The organism is Paenibacillus sp. RC67 (assembly GCF_030020805.1).
Lineage (GTDB): Bacteria > Bacillota > Bacilli > Paenibacillales > NBRC-103111 > Paenibacillus_S.
Map to the genome: position 1 here is coordinate 773,551 of NZ_CP125098.1, position 17,301 is coordinate 790,851.

The window sequence follows — 17,301 nt, forward strand, 5'->3', positions numbered from 1 at the left end:
AGGGTTTTCAAACAAAAGGAGGAGCTATTATCCATGGCAGTTACAACTTATTATGAAAAAGATGCTGATCTGAACGTACTTAAAGGTAAAACAATCGCAATTATCGGTTACGGAAGCCAAGGACATGCTCAAGCGCAAAACTTGCGTGACAGCGGTCTGAAAGTTATTGTTGGTCTTCGTCAAGGTAAATCCTTCGAGCAAGCGAAAAACGACGGTTTCGAAGTATTCTCCGTTGCAGAAGCAACAAAATTGGCTGATGTGGTTCAAATCCTTATGCCGGATGAAACGCAAGCAAGCGTATACCATAACGAAATCGAACCGAACCTGAAACAAGGTGCAACGATCATGTTCTCCCACGGTTTCAACGTTCACTTCGGCCAAATCAATCCGTCTTCCGATAAAGACGTATTGTTGGTAGCTCCTAAATCCCCAGGTCACATGGTACGCCGTGTATACGTTGAAGGCTTTGGCGTACCTGGATTGATCGCTATCCACCAAGACGCTACAGGCAAAGCTAAAGAAATCGGCTTGGCTTATGCTAAAGGTATCGGCTGCACACGTGCAGGAGTTATTGAAACAACATTCCGTGAAGAAACAGAAACTGACCTGTTCGGTGAGCAAGCTGTACTTTGCGGCGGTGCATCTGCATTGGTTAAAGCAGGCTTCGAAACTTTGGTTGAAGCTGGCTATGCTCCAGAAATGGCATACTTCGAGTGCTTGCATGAGTTGAAATTGATCGTTGACCTGATGTATGAAGGCGGATTGGCTACTATGAGACATTCCATCTCCAACACAGCTGAATACGGCGACTATGTAACTGGTCCTCGCATCATCACTGATGAAACTAAGAAAGCAATGAAAGAAGTGCTTTCCGATATCCAACAAGGTAAATTCGCTCGTGACTTTATCTTGGAAAACCAATCCGGCCGTGCTTTCTTGACAGCGACTCGCCGTCTGGAATCCGAGCATCCGTTGGAGCAAGTTGGTTCCCAGCTGCGTGAAATGATGCACTGGATCAAAAAGTAATATTAGTTCGTTCCGTGTAATAGATAGAGTATGAATGAGGTCGGCTTGAAGACAATGGGGAATGTAGCGGTGGAGTGTCCTCCGGTTTTCTCACCTTCGAGCCGTACCTTTTTCTGCTTAGAGAGACTGTGTATGTATGGGTCTCGTTATAGGCGACAAAAGTCCGTTTTCTTGCGAAAACTCCTAAGAGGTGATTGGGCTCATGAGAAAAATCTATATTTTCGATACAACACTGCGGGACGGCGAGCAATCGCCAGGCGTGAACTTGAACATGCAGGAAAAGGTTGAAATTGCTCTGCAATTGGAGAAGCTTGGCATTGATCGCATCGAAGCGGGCTTTCCCGCGGCATCTCCTGGGGACTTGGCTGGTGTCAATGCAGTAGCAAGAGCGGTGAAAAATGCTTCCATTATCGGTCTGGCTCGCTCCAGAGAGAAGGATTTGGACGCTGTGCATGAAGCATTGAAGGGGGCACAGGATCCATGTGTGCACTTGTTCTTGGCTACCTCGCCGATTCACCGCAAGCACAAACTGCGTATGGAAAAGCATCAAGTACTGGAAACTGCTGAAGCGGCGATCCGTTACGCGCGAAAATATTTCGATAAAGTCGAGTTTTCGCTGGAAGACGCGGGACGTACGGAGCTGGACTTTATCTGTGAAGTGACGGCAATGGCGATCCGTGCGGGTGCTACCGTGGTCAACATCCCGGATACAGTTGGCTACTTGACACCGTACGAGTACGGTAATATTTTCAAAACGGTGAAAGAAAATGTGCCAGGGATCGAGAAAATTCAGCTGAGCGCTCATTGTCACGATGATTTGGGAATGGCTACAGCTAACGCTTTGGCGGCTGTATTGAACGGAGCGGACCAAATCGAAGGTACTATCAACGGTATCGGCGAAAGAGCAGGTAACACTTCCCTGGAGGAAGTGGCTATGGCTCTTGAAACGCGCCAGGAGTTTTTCCAAGCGAAAACCTCCCTCGTACTCAACGAGATTGCACGTACCAGCCGTTTGGTCAGCAAGCTGACAGGTATGGTTGTGCCTGGCAACAAAGCGATTGTAGGGGCAAATGCGTTCGCGCATGAGTCCGGTATTCACCAGGATGGCATGCTGAAGGAGAAAACCACCTACGAGATCATGTCTCCAGAAACGATCGGTTTGAAGGAAAGCAAGCTCGTTATGGGTAAGCATTCCGGACGCCACGCGTTCCGTGAGAAGCTGATCGACCTTGGCTATGAATTGAACGACGAACAGGTGAATGTAGCGTTCGGCAAGTTCAAGGATTTGGCCGATAAGAAGAAGGATGTTAGCGATGAGGATATCCGCGCGCTGATCGAAGAGAAGCTGATCGAAACACCGGAAGTCTTCGTGCTTGACAATCTGCAGCTGTCCTACGGCAATCAGTCCGTTCCTACCGCTACGATTCGTGTGAAAATGATCGATGGAGGATCTGCTGAAGAAGCGGCTGTAGGCAATGGCTCTGTTGATGCGATTTTCAATGCGATTGATAAAGTGACTAAAGAAGAGGTCGAGCTGGAAGACTACTCGATTAAATCCGTTACCCACGGCAAAGATGCGCTGGGTGAAGTTCATGTTGTGATGAATCAAGGCGATTATTCCGTTCAAGGACGCGGTGTCAGCACCGACATCTTGGAGGCAAGCGCAAAGGCATATATTGATGCGGTTAACCGTCTCATCGAGAAACGGAAATCCCCTGCGCGCAGCAAAAGGGACAATGTATCCTTGATCTAATCGTATTTTTGAATAAGTACGACTGAAGCACCCCCATGCATTGTCTTCGGACAAGAGCATGAGGGGTATTTTGTTTTACCTTATGAATGTCTGGTATGGTTAGATGCCCTATTCCTCTAATAGCCCACTCGTTCCTTATCCCATTGTCATAATATACATCAATTCCTTAAGAAGGGAGGATGGGAGCTATGGGATTCGGATTAGGAGGAGTAGGTTGCAGCTGTGGAGGAGTAGGCGGTGTCTTCACTAGCACAGGAGTAATCTTGGTATTGTTCATCTTGTTGGTAATCATCACAAGATCTTGTTTCATCTAATTTATCAGAGAGAATCTTCCTGAGATCATGCTCTTGAGCTCAACAATTAAATAAATAGCAACAGCAGCCTTCCCATTAAACCGAGAGGGCTGCTGTTGCTTTATATACGGATTGCAGTTTACAGCACTTTGCGAATAGCACGGTTCAGACGTTCGATACCCTCAACCATTTGTTCCGTGTCGGTATGAGTGAAGTTCAAACGCATCGTATTATGCTTAGGCTCGTCTGCATAGAAGCTGATGCCGGGAACGAAGGCTACCTCTTCTTCTACAGCAAGCTTTAAGAGCTGCTCGGTATTCACATGTTCTGGAAGCTCCAGCCAAATGAACATGCCTCCTTTGGGTTCTATCCAGTGGGCACCAGGCCAATTTTGCAGCTGCAGCAGCTCGACCATCTGTCTCATCCGTTTTTCGTATTCAGTGCGAACTAAATCGATATGACCGTAAAGATCGAAATGCAAGAACAACTGGTGGAGTGCTTGTTGATCCATCGAGCTTGAATGCAGGTCGGCAGCCTGCTTAGCACGAGTCATATGACGGATAATCTGAGGGTCTCCAATAGCCCAGCCTGTACGCAGAGCGGGAGCTACGATTTTGGAGAACGTGCTCGTATAAACAACGCAGCCGTTCGGATGCTCGTCCAAAGAGAAGAGCGAAGGCAAAGCATCTCCACCACCGAAACGCAATTCTCCGTAAGGATCGTCTTCAAGAATAAGGACATTGCTGCGTTTGCAAATGTCCAGAGTGCCTTTCCGGCGTTCTAAGCTCCATGCTTTACCTGAAGGGTTGGAGAAAGTAGGAATCACGTAGATCAGTTTGGGACTATACTGTTGTATTTTATGTTCAAGATCGGATAGATCCATACCATCCGCGTCACAATCGACGGAGACGATGCGTGCATTTCTCGATTGGAAGATCTGGAGTGCAGCCAAATACGTTGGACGCTCTACTAAAATAACGTCGCCTGGATCAATATAAACTCGTGTCAATAAGTCAATGGCCTGTTGAGAGCCTGTCGTGAGCAGCATGTCATCGATGCCGACGTGAATCTGCTTGCGCTGCAAATGCCGGCTAATACTTTCACGAAGCGGTGTAAAGCCTTCAGTTAAGCCGTACTGCAGTACTTGTTTCCCCTCGTCAAACACGCGCGAGAACGCATCCCGGACCGCCGCAATAGGGAAATACTGCTCGTTGGGGAGCCCGCCTGCGAGTGAAATGATGGACTTGCCTTGAGTCAGCTTCAGAATTTCCCTAACCGCCGAAGATTTGAAGCTTTCTGTTGTATCGGAGAATCGATAATTCATACCTAAGCTCCTTTGCCCAATGACATTTTATATTTTTAAGTATTGTAAACCTTTGGCACTTGTAAGACAACACCTTTTGAATATTATTATGATGAATCCATGAATCCCATCTGAGGAGACCACTATAGGTAATTCCTATTACGATGATAGCTTTTATATCTTTGTCATAGGGGGCTAAATATGGTACAAAGGATATAATACTTAAAGTGTAGGAGTGAACCTAATGGCAGACGTTAAAAAAATCGCTGTAATCGCTGGGGACGGTATCGGACCTGAGGTTGTAGCTGAAGCTGAGAAAGTATTGAAAAAGACGGAAGAGGTTTTTGGATACCGTTTTGAAACCGAGCATGGTTTGTTCGGCGGAATCGCTATTGATGAGAAGGGAACTCCACTTCCTCAAGAAACTTTGGATATGTGTAAAAATTCCGATGCTGTACTGTTAGGTGCGGTAGGCGGACCTAAATGGGACAATAACTCCAAGGAACTTCGTCCGGAAACAGGACTTCTTGGCATTCGCAAAGCGTTGGGCTTGTTCTCCAACATTCGTCCAGCGGTTATTTTTGACTGCTTGAAAGATGCTTCCACATTGAAGCCGGAAGTATTGGAAGGTACGGACCTGATTGTTGTTCGTGAATTGACAGGCGGTATTTACTTCGGTGAGAAATTCCGTCGCGAAGGCGCGAACGGACAAGAAGCGGTAGATACTTGTGTATACAACGTACAAGAAGTTGAGCGCATCGTGCGTCAAGCATTTGAAATTGCACAAACTCGCAGCAAAAAACTAGCTTCTGTAGATAAAGCGAACGTGCTTGAAACTTCCCGCTTGTGGAGAGAAACGGTTAACCGCATCGCTCCTGACTATCCGGATGTTGAGCTGGAGCACGTATTGGTAGACAACTGCGCTATGCAATTGCTGCGTCGCCCATCCAGCTTTGATGTTATCGTAACGGAAAACATGTTCGGGGATATCCTGAGTGACGAAGCTGCTATGTTGACTGGATCCATCGGTATGCTGTCCTCCGCATCTCTTGGCGAAGGCGCATTCGGATTGTACGAGCCGGTACACGGTTCCGCTCCTGACATCGCTGGTCAAGGCGTAGCCAATCCAATCGCAACGGTTCTTTCCGTAGCTTTGATGTTCCGTTTGACTTTCGGATATCACGACGCTGCAGAAGCTATCGAACGCGCAGTAAAAGAAGTTCTTGACGCTGGACATCGCACAGGCGATATCGCTGTAGACAAGAGCAAAGCTATCGGAACTACAGCTATGGGCGATCTGATCGTTAATGCTATCCGTAAATAAGAAATCCGCATGGTGGACAAGCTTGAAGGCAGATCGTTTTATCGGCCTTAAGGCTGTCGTTGCCTAGCTCGCATTTATCAATATTTCATCACAGTGAAGACTCTTCCATCTGCAGGGGATGGTTAAGGGTCTTCGTTGTTCATTACGTAAAAGATCAACGGTAGAATTGTGACAAATTATAATAATTATTAATTAGTAATTCCTTTAATCTTGACATTCATAATGACGGATGTTACGATTTTATATGAAAAATACAAGCATTAAGGGAGGACATTATCAGATGGCAGAACGTTTGGTAGGTAAACAAGCTCCAGATTTCACAATGGAAACAGCAGCAGGTAACGGCCAAGATTTCGGTAAAGTTTCTTTGTCCGATTACAAAGGTAAATGGTTGGTATTGTTCTTCTATCCTTTAGACTTTACTTTTGTATGCCCAACAGAAATCACTGCTTTGAGCGAAGCATATGCTGATTTCCAAAAATTGAACGCTGATGTTCTTGGCGTATCCACAGACAGCATTCATTCCCACCGTGCATGGATCAACACTGCAGTTGACGCTAACGGCTTGGGCAAGCTGAACTTCCCATTGGGAGCAGACTTGACTAAAAAAGTAGCTCGTGATTATGGCGTTTTGATCGAAGAAGAAGGTATCGCGCTTCGTGGTTTGTTCATCATCAACCCTGAAGGCGAATTAAAATATCAAGTGGTTAACCACAACGATGTAGGCCGCAGCGTAGAAGAAACATTCCGCGTGCTGGAAGCATTACAATCCGGTGGTCTTTGCCCAATGAACTGGAAAAAAGGCGACAAGCATCTGGTTGCGAAATAAGTTCCGATTATTCGGTTCTAGGACTTCCTATTTCAAAAAATCCCTCTGGTCTGCTATACTGCAGCTAGAGGGATTTTCATTTGTAAGACAGGAGGAAACGGCAAGTGGAAGTATTGAATAACTTGAAATACAGCGAAAATCACGAATGGGTTCGTGTAGAAGGCAATCGTGCGGTTATCGGCATGACGGATTTTGCTCAAGAGGAGCTTGGAATGATTGTATTTGCTGAGCTTCCTGAGGTCGGCGATTCATTGAAAGCGGGCGAGCCGTTCGGCAGCATGGAGTCCGTGAAGACCGTATCCGAGATGTATGCTCCACTATCAGGCAAAGTGATCGACATTAACCGTAAGCTGCAGGAAAATCCGGGCGTTATCAATCTATCTCCGTATGAGAGCGGATGGATGATAGTGGTGGAAATTGCAGATCCCGCGGAGCTGGATAAGCTGTGGGATGCTGATAAATACGAAGCAACTTATGGACACGAATAATAGCAGCAGACTCTCCTCAACTAATGCTTCGGCTTAAGGATGAGGAGGGCTTTTTTTTATTTCACGGGTGTTTGTAAAGTTGTTTGCCGCAAAATGAATGGTTAGAGATCTATATTTACAACGTAACAGTGTTATGTTACACTATATTTGTTAAGGTAATAATGAGACTTCTTTTTAGCACCCAAACTTATACAATCCAGTGATAGATGTCTTTGTATATTCATACAACTATTGATAATCGAAACATTGTTTTACTGAATAAGGTGATTTACGAAAAGTGATGAGATGACAATATTTTTGAAACAATAGGAAAAGACAACGATGGAGGGAATTAGGATGGAACAGCATAAAGAGCAGGATTTGGTCATTGCGGGTAGCGGCTCCTCAGGTGGAGGAAGCTTTCGAAACGTCAAAATCGACGGCTTCGGAACGCTGCTAAGCGATACGGAATGCATCGATTTTCAAATCAACGGTAAGGGTGGAGTAAAAGGGTACTTACGTGCTAACGATGCCTCTATCAGCGGTTCATGCCATATCGATGGGAATGTCGATGTAGCAAAATTCAAAATCAGCGGGGAAGCCAAAGTAGATGGCAATCTCACCTATCGCGAGCTGGAATGCAGCGGATCCACCCGTGTTAAAGGCAGTGCGACCGGTGATCATGTTCGTGTTGAGGGCGGCTTTCATGTAGATGGGGACAGCGAGGCTGAGACTTTTGCGGTAAAGGGCGTTTTCCAGATCGGTGGACTGCTAAATGCCGGAAACGTTGATATAACCATGTATGGCCCTTGTAAGGCTCAAGAAATAGGAGGCGAGAAGATTTCCGTTTGCCGAAGTGGACTGAAGTCGCTTCTGAACCCATTTCTGCCTAAATTCGTCGCTAAGCAGCTGACAGTCGATACTATTGAAGGCGACGAGATTGAATTGGAATACACAACAGCCAAAATGGTGCGTGGCAGTCGAATTACCGTGGGGCCTGGCTGCATTATCGATTGCGTGGAGTATAAAGAGTCTTTTATTCCTGATAAGAACGCGAAAATTATGGATGCCAAACAAATCTAATTCGCATGAGTCGTTGAGCATGATATAGCCTAATAAAGCCTGGACTCACCGTAACCTTAGGTTATGATGATTCCAGGCTTTATTCTTATTCCCATAACGGGATGCCTTGTGGTTCTCTACCCTTTAAGCTTCTTATATTTCTCCATGTATTTGACAACCGTCAACACATAGGTTGCATGCGACCAAGTAAGCGGGGCGACAGATACAGCGCTGCCGTCGAACGGATCAAGCTGCTCCGACAATATGCCGCTTTCCATTGCGTGCTTCACGACCCATTCCAAAGTTCGTCGGGGCGCTTCTAGATCGGCTACTGTCTTGGCGTATTCGATCTCCCATTCGGCAATCCAGAGCGTACATATAATCCAAGGATTTCCCGGGATATTCTCGATGTCAGAAGAACGCTGGAAGTAATAGTCATGATAATACCGCGCTACGCCGCCGATATCGGTTTTGATTGTAAGCCGATCTCGATTGGTTTGCATCGTGCGAACGACTCGATCATCGTCGGCAGGCAGTACGCCAAACTCGAAAATGCCGTATACACTGCTCTCGATAGTCTTATCCTTAACCCATTCTCCATTTTCCAAGTAAAGGCCTCGCACAAAGCGCTGCTCTTCCTCATCCCACAGATGCTTCAACATACCCGCCTTGATACGCTCAGCGGTATGCTTGTACCTGCTGCTTCGCTCCTCATCGCCGAACAAGCTGCAGAAATTTGCGGCCGCGATCAGCCCGCCGTAAACCGCTGACGTTGTGAACGTATAAATGCCGTATCGCTCTTCCCACAGGTCGTAGCTTGGTTTTGGGAGATTCAAATCCTGATCGATATAAGTGGACATGAAGCGGGCGGCCCGGCGGATTAAAGTACGGTATAAAGACTGTGGAAGCTCGATAACGCCATGCTTCAGGAAGTCCTGCCATAAGGCGAATAATACAAGCGCAGTCTCATCTTCTTGAATCGGCAGCTGGGTTTTACCGGCATGAATATATGGATGCCAGCTGGAGCCGACGGTGCCGTCCGGATTGTACTTATGATGAAGATATCCTTCCGGGGACAGCACGTTGGCACAGAAATGAAAGAAAGGCGTAATCATTCCTTGATACCCTGCCATGGACATTGCATAGGCAATCAGAGCACCGTCACGCGGCCACATATAGCTGTAGTGATCCCGGTTGCTTTGCATGATATCGGAATCGTTAGCTGCAATAATAGCGCCGTTAACGTCTGTCTGAGTGCGTACAACTAATAAGCTTTGCTTATAAAGCCGGATCACCTCCGGACTTAGGTCACCGTAATCCCGTTCGGATTTATTGACCCAGCGCTGCCAATACACTTTGATACGATCGAGCAGCTTGCCGGGGTGGCTTTCCTTCACGTAGGCGTCAAGCTTTTTGACTTCCTCTAGATTTTTGCCTGCCGTCATCCAATAGTACATGATTTCATCCGCATGAGGCGGCACATGAAGACGGAAGCTGATCGTGCTATCTACGGACCCTTGAGCTATGGCATTGCCCATGAGGTGGCCATCCTCGGCGTCTCGCCAAGTGCCTTCTGCATTATAGAAGCGTTTCACGCCGGTTGTATATTGGTAAATACCTTCAGGCCCTGTGCTGCCGCTGAACATAAAATATTTATCTTTTTTATAATGAAATACGGTATTGTTGATCGGATAGTATGCGGCGGTATCGCCGACTTCAGTTTCATTAATGACGAGATCCTGATTGAAAAACATCCGAACCTCGCGGACGGTGTCCCATTGATTGTGGATCTGCACTCTTTTCAAATAAATGTCGTCCCGTTGATGCACTCCATCATTAATAAGCAGTGAAATGCCAAGACGGGCATTCTCCGCGGTTACCTCGGTAATCAAAGAATCCTCTGCGTAAGCAAGATGGAAATCCCACTCCGGGTCATTCAACCAAGAGAAGGCACCGTCAACCCACAGACCGATTCTGCACTGGTAACCTCCGATGTGGTTCAATTGCCCTACATAGGGATAATATAAATCTCTCATGTACGTTTGACGGTCTAGGTTGATCAAAAACTTGCCGTTTCCGATGACTAAGTGTCTTGGCAATCCACCCACATCCTTTATCTATCTGGAGTGTACTTCTTTTCAATTAGAGTACCTTTTTCTACCAAAGTGGTCAATCCCGTGAAAGCGCATGAAAACGGATTCTTTGGGATATTTGGATAAATCTTTTAACGATAATGGCGGCTTCTCTAGTACTCTACTATTTCCTATATGGCGAGAACTATACTTATATAGGGGATATTGGAAAAAAATAAATCTCCACCCGAAAGCGGAGATGGGAGAACCCCGAGAGCAGGAAATCGGTCTTGATCCGTTCTTACCTGTAAAATAGTGCGGTCGGGGACTGGAGGGTGCTTTTAAAGCGCTGACTTCATGATGCTTGATATCATCGCATACTTAAGCTCTTTGGGCCGTCTTCTGTGCCCTAGTCAAGCGTACCATGAGATCATAAGGGTTATCCGACTGCAGAAGCCTTTGTACCTGTTCCTCCTGAACTCCAGTACAAACCTCCGTCTGCCCCGTATGGTATTGGATGTGCATTTGTGAGGACTGATCATCGTACTGCACGAAAGCGATTTGTTTGGATCCGATCGGAATGTACTTCATGTGACTCTCTCCCTTCGGAAATGAGAATGAAAAATCCGTTGGCATAGCAGGAGCTAAAGCCGCAACGGATTTTCGTCGACATATTGTTAATATATGCCCATGAATATGGGATTAGAATAGGTTGAATTCGTCGATTCATACAGCTTGTACCTATTCCTTACATCCTTATATATTTATATACCCGATGATGAAGATGCTGAATCATCTATCTAGCAAACTATCGCTGCACCTTGCGTAAAAATGGTAATATCCGCATCTGCCTTGTTCATTGAACCTGCCAGCTGTTATAATAGACGATAAGTCAGTTCTGTTTATCATTATCCCAAGCGAGGCAGCCTTGTTGTTAAGGAGAAGCCCGTGATCCTTATTGAACCCGTTAAGCTTTTTGAAGGGGAAATTATTTAGGAGGCGTAAAGATGAGTTTTTGTTGTGGCGCCAGTATGATCGGAACAAAAGGGACTTTAAAACATATACGAACACAAATTCATAATGTGCCTTTATTATTTTGTCCGGTTTGCCACCGGGTCGAGGTTCATTATTTAGTAGAGAGCGAGTACGATATATTGGCTGAATATGCGCATGGTGATGGAGCACCGGAAGTAGATTTTCAAGAATACGTCGATAACCGAAGCCAAGCGGAACTTATAGAAAACTGCGTGAACCATGAGAATGAAGATCCCTTAGAGGTCGTACGCAGTCAAATTGATATGTCTTTGGATCTGTTGATGGTGGCCAAAGCATGGGGCGATGTCGAATGGGAGGAGCAGCTCAAGCAACGGCTGAACATCCTCAGCCAGCGCAAAAACAGATTAAAGAACAAAAAGTCTATGCGCGGCTTAACATAATTTGACCTGACAACGTCTCTTATTAGTAGGGGACGTTTTTTTTGTTTTCTGCAAATGAACACATTGTTATTGCAGTCCAAACCAAGGTCAAAAATTCGACGATGTGACAAGCATTTTCGACAAAGAAAGCTTGGTTCATATTACCTGTGATATAATAAGTGCTGAAGCACAAAACGACCCCCGTAAACAACCGTGATGATAGCGAAAAAATATAGTGTGAGGTGGAACGATTGCTGCTCGTTTTATTTAAGAGATTTCTCGGAAAACGCCAGTCTCACCACCCTGATAAATCGGATTCGCAAACACCTGAGCAAGTCGTGGTTCGGATTCAAGAGGGTGATTTACGCCTGCGCAACCAGTTTATTACGGACTACCAGCCGTATGTTGCGAAGGTGACCAGCCGTTTTTGCAAGAGATATGTAGATCCGGCAAGAGATGATGAATTTAGTATTGCTTTAGGCGCTTTTAACGAAGCCGTTAACCAATTCTCCCCGCAGGCGGGTCGGTCTTTTCTCGGTTTTGCCGAGCAAGTCATTCGACGCCGTTTAATTGATTATGTCCGTAAAGAGCAGCGCTTCACGCAGCAGATTCCTTACAGCATGTTCGAAGTGGAGGACGAAGAGGATAACGTCGTGAACCCGGTGGAAATTCATCAGGCGATCGAGCAGTATGAGAAGCAAAAAGGAATGGAGGAGCGGCGCAGCGAAATATTGGATTTGAATCGTTGTTTGACGGATTTTGGTATTCAATTTTCGGATTTGGTGGATGCGTCTCCCAAGCATGACGATTCCAGGCAGGCGTTGTTCGCCATTGGCAGGCAGCTCTCCGGGGATTCTGAATTAATGAGGACAATGCTCTCAAAGCGTATGCTGCCGATTAAGGAATTGTTGGACATGGTAAAGGTGTCCCGAAAGACATTGGAACGCAACCGCAAATTTATCATTGCTGTCGCTTTAATTTATAACGGGCCATATCCATATCTTCGAGACTATCTACATATCAAAGAGGATGTAATTGAAGGGGGGGTAGCAAATGAATAAAGGCATCGTCATGGAGATGACGGGCTCCAGCATTATCGTAATGCGCCAGGACGGCAAATTCGATAAAATTTCCCGAAAAAACCGCAATTGTGAAGTCGGTGAGGAAATCATTTATGCTGACGCCGGTTTGAACTGGCGTAGTCCGTCCGTAGCCGGCCGTTCCGCACTCGTCGCGGCGGTCGTGTTCTGCCTAGTCGTTTTCGCCAGCTTTGCTGGGAGAATGGGCAGCTCCGAGGTCGTTGCCTATGTATCGCTGGACATCAATCCGTCAGTTGAGATGGGAATCGATGAAAAGGAACAAGTGCTCGAACTTAGAGGGCTGAATGATGATGGATCTGAATTGATTCAAGAAGTGAGTTACAAGGGGAAAACATTGGAGAATGTAACGGCTACCTTGCTAGATAAGGCTGAGCAGAAGTCGCTCTCCAAGGGTGAGGCGGACATTGTCATCGCAAGCTCCGTAGTGCAGGAGAAGAGTACGGTAGATGATTCGAAGATTGCTGAGAAGCTTCGTCAGCAGGTTTCCGATCATATTAAGCAAACCCATCCGACTCAGGTGAGCTCCTATCAGGTAGAGGCGTTTGCGGCCCCGCAAGAGGTTCGCGAGGAAGCAAACAAGAGCGGTGTTTCCATGGGTAAATATTCAGTCTATCTTAATGCCAAAAGCAATGGGGTGGATGTCACGATTGATGAGTTGAAGAAGGAGTCGATTCATCAAATCGTGAAAAATAACCCGGATAACAAGACTGCGATTGTTCAGCCTGACAAAACCCCGACGAAAGCCGACTTCAAAAAGCTGATGGATGACGAAAAATCCGGAGAGCTGGATAAGCGGCTGCAGGAAAAGAAGAAGGAGCAAAACTCCAAGGACAACGGGAAAGGCAACAATAATAGCAACAACAGTAACAATAACAACAAGAATAATAACAATAATAGCAATAACAACAACAATAATAACAATAAAAATGATCCGAAAAAGACCACTTCGGGCAGCAGCCCAAATACGAACAATAGCGGCAATAAAACGGATGACCGTAAAGATGATAAGAAACCTACGGCTACTCCTAAGCCAACACCGACGCCTAGTATGAGACCGGGAACGATAATACCCGGTAAGAATCTGCCCGGTAATGACAATAAGAAAGACGACGATTCCAAAAAAGATACGGATCCCAAGAAAGAGGACCCTAGAAAGAAGGACGATGACCCAAAGAAGTCAAACGATCCGAAAAAGGATGACTCTAAGAAGGACGATGAGGATCGTAAACGCGAAGAGGCGAAGCGTCAAGAAGATCTAAAGAAGCAGAATGATAAGCAACCGGACAAAAAGACGGATGACTCCAAGAAAGATCAGGATAAAAAGCCATCATCGGACGATAAAAAAACGGATGATAAGAAATCCGATGATAAAAAAGTCGATGACAAGAAAAAGGATGATTCATCGAAGGACGATGAGGGTAAGAATCAAAGAAGAGATAACAATGGCAAAGACGACAGGCGTTAGAAGCCTCGAAAACACAGCCGCCAAAGTTGGCCGCTGTGTTTTTTGCGTGAATTTTTTAACTGCTCTTGTGACGGATTCGATGAGGTTATGATAAAATAGTAACTTGAATAAGTTCTTAGCAGCTTCCTTATTGAAGCTTTCGATATTTTATTAGATTTCCGGATAAAGGGGAGAAAACGGTTGAGATACAGCGAATTTGGGAAGACCGGATACCGTGTATCCGCATTAGGGTTTGGAGCGATGAATTTACCGGGGGTACCTCTAGAGCAAGCGGGAGATACACTTAATTATGCGCTGGATCATGGAATTAACTACATCGATACAGCAGCGGGATATCGCAACAGCGAGGAGATTATCGGGGAAACCATCTCACACCGCCGTTCGGAGTATTTTTTGGCGACGAAGACTAATAAGCGTGATTATGCTGCCGCTAAGGAAGAAATCGAGCGCAGCTTGGTAAGAATGAAAACCGATGTCATTGATTTGCTGCAAATTCACTACGTGAATTATGTGAGCGAATATAAGCTGGCAATGGAAGAGAATGGGGCATATAAAGCTGCTTTGGAGATGAAAGCGGCTGGTAAAGTACGTTATATAGGCATTACAGGCCATCGTCCTGAACTATTGGCCAAATGGATCAGCGAGGGAGATTTTGACCAAGTTTTGTTTCATCTCAATCTGGCGCAGCCGTTTGCGCTTAATGAACTCATTCCCATGGCTACGCAAATGGGAATGGGCAAGGTCGCTATGAAGCCGCTCTCAGGGGGATTCATTCAGCCTGTGGAGAAGGCGATCCGATACCCTTACAGCCAAAATGTTGATGTTATTATTTCTGGAATGGTTAGTGTAGACGAGGTCAAACAAAATTTGGCCGCGATGGAGCTTGAGGTTGATACGGCGGAGCGTGAAGAACTGGAATCGTTGGCTCTCGAGCTCGGAAGTCATAATTGTCGCCGCTGTAACTACTGCTCGTGTCCGATTGGGGTTACCATTCCGGATATTATGATATCGAGCCAAATACGCCAAACTTTGGGGCTACTGCCTAAAGGCAACGGATTTTATGAGAAGCAAAAAGAGAAGATTCTCTCCTGTGCGGATTATGAGCCCTGTAGAGAGAAGCCGCTTTGTGAGGAGAAATGTCCATATCATCTGCCTATGCAAAAAGTGGTACAAGAAGCGGCTTCTTACTACCGTTAACAAAGGCTTTACTAATACTGAGAGTGCCATTTTATAACATAGTTAAGATCATTGGAGTACATAAAAAAATGCCGCCTGATTGGCAGCAATTGAAAGGGCTGTAGTCCAAGGAATTGCCTGTCAATACAAGGCATTCTCTTACGGATGATCTAAGCGGAAATACTTTTGTTTTTTGAGGAGGAAGTGGTTGCTGACATCATCGTCAATGCCGTTTCCTCCAAGTCTTTCATGCTAATAACTAACCGGTTAATTTCGTCTGTTGTATAAGACAAGTTAGTTGTTCGCTGTTCCAGCTGAGCAAGGTCGATGCTAATCCATCCCGTCTTACGTTTGTGCGCAGCCAGATCGAAAGAGAGGACCGGAATGGAAGCAACCGTTTCGCCGCTACCCTGAAAAACAGAATTCGCGGTGCTAGAGTCTTCACGGATATCGTTCAAATGAAAAAACAGTTTGCTCGATTTCCAACGTAAAAAACCTGGTTGGAAAGCAATGATAATGAGCGTATCTTCCCCGCTATCCTGTTTGTAAATGGCAACATTCCTTGCATTTTTGGCGCTCCGAATATATTGATACTTCTTAATGTCGGGTAAAGCTAAAACAATAAGAATCGGGATCGCGCTGGCGGCGTAAATAAGCATATCCGATTGAAAGAAAGCGGCTAATCCTAACAATGCGACAAAAAGTATGATGAAAGTCCAAAACCATTTTAATTTCGACAAGTTAGCCATCCCCCAGATGGAAAGCAAAATGATAAAGCAGATATATTCACAATATTCCTATTCTACCATAACGACCATAGCAAATTAAAGAGATTTGCCACATTACAGCATGTCAAATTTATGTAACCTCCTGATTAGTAGAATAACAGCGTAAGGCAGTGACACTGCTTCAAGATGAGATACGCAATTTGAGGGCGATAAGTTTCGAGATGAATCGACACAATGTGGAGCAAATGATTGAGAAGAAGGGATCAACCATGAAAAAAAGGATAGGGATCATAGGGCTAGGAGATATCGCTCAGAAAGTATATTTACCTCTCTTAAGTTCAAATGACAACGTTCACATTGTCGGTATTAGCAGCAGGACACCGGCTACGGTTGAGAGGATAGCAGATCAATATCGCATAGAAGGGCGCTATGAGAGCGTGGAGGCGCTGCTGGCAGAAGAGCCTGAAGCGGTGTTCGTGCACAGCCCAACTGAGACCCATTATGACGTCGTCATGGCTTGCTTGAAGAAGAAGGTGGCTGTCTATGTAGACAAGCCGTTATCTTACGTCTATCAGGAGTCCGAAGCTATGGCACAGTATGCGCTCGATCAAGGAGTTGTGCTGGCGGTTGGCTTTAATCGTCGCTTTGCGCCATTATATGTCCAGGCTAAAGATTGGCTTGAGGAGAACGAAGGCTTCGATCTATGTAGTGTTTCAAAGCATAGGACGAAATTGCAAAAGCATAGCGCCAAATTCACCTTGTACGACGATATGATTCATATGCTGGATTTGCTGCTATGGTTAGGTGGTGAGCGCTATGAGGATTTGCAGTACATAGAGCAAATGGATGAGGAAGGCAAGCTGCTGTTCGGAACGGGCAGTCTCACATTTACTAGGTCCGGTATTGGCAAAACAGCCGTCCGTGCAGGCCAATTTAGTATGGTACGGCGTGCCGGTGTGGATCTGGAAAAGCTTGAGCTGCATGGAAGTTTTCGCTCTGTCGAGGTGACGAATATGGAGACGGCGGTTTTATATGAACAGCATAGTCTTCCCAAGTCATCAGCCTTTGGCAGTTGGGACACGATTGTGTCTCGAAGAGGTTTTGCCGGGGCTGTTAACCATTTCCTTCAACGTTTGCATGACCCAGCAACTTGTTCCATTCGTGCGGATCAGGTCCTTCCTGTTCACCAAATGATTGAAAGGATGACCTCCCGCTTATAAAAGCGTTCAAAGCGTTCAGTTAGATACCTATATGTGATTTATTAAGTACCTGAGCAATTATTAAAGGT

The 17,301-nt window shown here is 45.7% G+C and carries 16 protein-coding genes; 11 read left to right on the forward strand and 5 right to left on the reverse strand.

The genetic code is table 11. The features are described from left to right. Window positions 1-33: 33 nt before the first annotated feature. Both QMA13_RS03605 and QMA13_RS03610 read left to right on the forward strand, forming a co-directional pair. Window positions 34-1,026: a ketol-acid reductoisomerase gene (locus QMA13_RS03605; RefSeq protein ID WP_282939567.1), complete on the forward strand. Its 993-nt coding sequence runs from the start codon at window positions 34-36 to the stop codon at window positions 1,024-1,026. A gap of 202 nt (window positions 1,027-1,228) precedes the next feature. Then, window positions 1,229-2,779, forward strand: coding sequence for a 2-isopropylmalate synthase (locus QMA13_RS03610; protein WP_282939569.1), 1,551 nt, complete (start codon window positions 1,229-1,231; stop codon window positions 2,777-2,779). A 166-nt stretch (window positions 2,780-2,945) separates the two neighbouring features. Here the strand turns inward: QMA13_RS03610 and QMA13_RS03615 are convergent, their stop codons facing one another. Together QMA13_RS03615 and QMA13_RS03620 are read right to left on the reverse strand one after the other, a co-directional pair. Further along, window positions 2,946-3,089: a hypothetical protein gene (locus QMA13_RS03615; RefSeq protein ID WP_282943713.1), complete on the reverse strand. Its 144-nt coding sequence runs from the start codon at window positions 3,087-3,089 to the stop codon at window positions 2,946-2,948. A gap of 122 nt (window positions 3,090-3,211) precedes the next feature. Then, window positions 3,212-4,396, reverse strand: a complete 1,185-nt coding sequence (locus QMA13_RS03620) for an aminotransferase-like domain-containing protein (protein WP_282939571.1) — start codon at window positions 4,394-4,396, stop codon at window positions 3,212-3,214. Between the two features lie 223 nt (window positions 4,397-4,619). Between QMA13_RS03620 and leuB the strand changes: the two genes are divergently transcribed. From leuB to QMA13_RS03640, 4 genes are all read left to right on the forward strand, one after another. Beyond that, window positions 4,620-5,699 (forward strand): 3-isopropylmalate dehydrogenase, encoded by a 1,080-nt coding sequence (gene leuB / locus QMA13_RS03625; protein ID WP_282939573.1) that lies wholly within the window; start codon window positions 4,620-4,622, stop codon window positions 5,697-5,699. 280 nt (window positions 5,700-5,979) lie between these two features. After that, a complete protein-coding gene (locus QMA13_RS03630) occupies window positions 5,980-6,528 on the forward strand; it encodes a peroxiredoxin (protein ID WP_282939575.1) in 549 nt (182 codons plus the stop codon). 104 nt (window positions 6,529-6,632) lie between these two features. After that, on the forward strand, window positions 6,633-7,016 hold the full coding sequence (gene gcvH, locus QMA13_RS03635; RefSeq protein WP_282939576.1) for a glycine cleavage system protein GcvH: 384 nt from the start codon (window positions 6,633-6,635) through the stop codon (window positions 7,014-7,016). Between the two features lie 336 nt (window positions 7,017-7,352). Further along, complete coding sequence (locus QMA13_RS03640; protein WP_282939577.1) at window positions 7,353-8,078, forward strand: polymer-forming cytoskeletal protein; 726 nt, start codon at window positions 7,353-7,355, stop codon at window positions 8,076-8,078. Between the two features lie 116 nt (window positions 8,079-8,194). On the opposite strand, the gene QMA13_RS03645 is transcribed toward QMA13_RS03640, so the two are convergent. Beyond that, complete coding sequence (locus QMA13_RS03645; RefSeq protein WP_282939578.1) at window positions 8,195-10,156, reverse strand: glycoside hydrolase family 15 protein; 1,962 nt, start codon at window positions 10,154-10,156, stop codon at window positions 8,195-8,197. A gap of 354 nt (window positions 10,157-10,510) precedes the next feature. Further along, a complete protein-coding gene (locus tag QMA13_RS03650) occupies window positions 10,511-10,720 on the reverse strand; it encodes a KTSC domain-containing protein (RefSeq protein WP_282939579.1) in 210 nt (69 codons plus the stop codon). A gap of 416 nt (window positions 10,721-11,136) precedes the next feature. On the opposite strand from QMA13_RS03650, the gene QMA13_RS03655 reads away from it, so the two are divergent. The 4 genes from QMA13_RS03655 to QMA13_RS03670 all read left to right on the forward strand — a co-directional run bounded on the left by QMA13_RS03655 (window position 11,137) and on the right by QMA13_RS03670 (window position 15,306). Then, the gene (locus tag QMA13_RS03655; protein ID WP_282939580.1) at window positions 11,137-11,565 is read left to right on the forward strand and encodes a hypothetical protein; all 429 of its coding nucleotides are present in this window, start codon (window positions 11,137-11,139) and stop codon (window positions 11,563-11,565) included. 230 nt (window positions 11,566-11,795) lie between these two features. Continuing rightward, entirely contained in the window at window positions 11,796-12,605 is an 810-nt protein-coding gene (sigI, locus tag QMA13_RS03660; RefSeq protein ID WP_282939581.1) for an RNA polymerase sigma factor SigI, read from the forward strand. Further along, a complete protein-coding gene (locus QMA13_RS03665; RefSeq protein WP_282939582.1) occupies window positions 12,598-14,109 on the forward strand; it encodes an anti-sigma-I factor RsgI family protein in 1,512 nt (503 codons plus the stop codon). The genes sigI and QMA13_RS03665 overlap by 8 nt, the downstream gene beginning before the upstream one ends. 180 nt (window positions 14,110-14,289) lie before the next feature. Next, window positions 14,290-15,306: an aldo/keto reductase gene (locus QMA13_RS03670; protein WP_282939583.1), complete on the forward strand. Its 1,017-nt coding sequence runs from the start codon at window positions 14,290-14,292 to the stop codon at window positions 15,304-15,306. Window positions 15,307-15,455: 149 nt separating this feature from the next. Here the strand turns inward: QMA13_RS03670 and QMA13_RS03675 are convergent, their stop codons facing one another. Next, window positions 15,456-16,025 carry a hypothetical protein gene (locus QMA13_RS03675; RefSeq protein ID WP_282939584.1) on the reverse strand — a complete coding sequence of 190 codons (570 nt, stop codon included), beginning with the start codon at window positions 16,023-16,025 and terminating at the stop codon, window positions 15,456-15,458. A 257-nt stretch (window positions 16,026-16,282) separates the two neighbouring features. On the opposite strand from QMA13_RS03675, the gene QMA13_RS03680 reads away from it, so the two are divergent. After that, on the forward strand, window positions 16,283-17,233 hold the full coding sequence (locus tag QMA13_RS03680) for a Gfo/Idh/MocA family protein (protein WP_282943241.1): 951 nt from the start codon (window positions 16,283-16,285) through the stop codon (window positions 17,231-17,233). The last annotated feature ends 68 nt before the right edge of the window (window positions 17,234-17,301 follow it).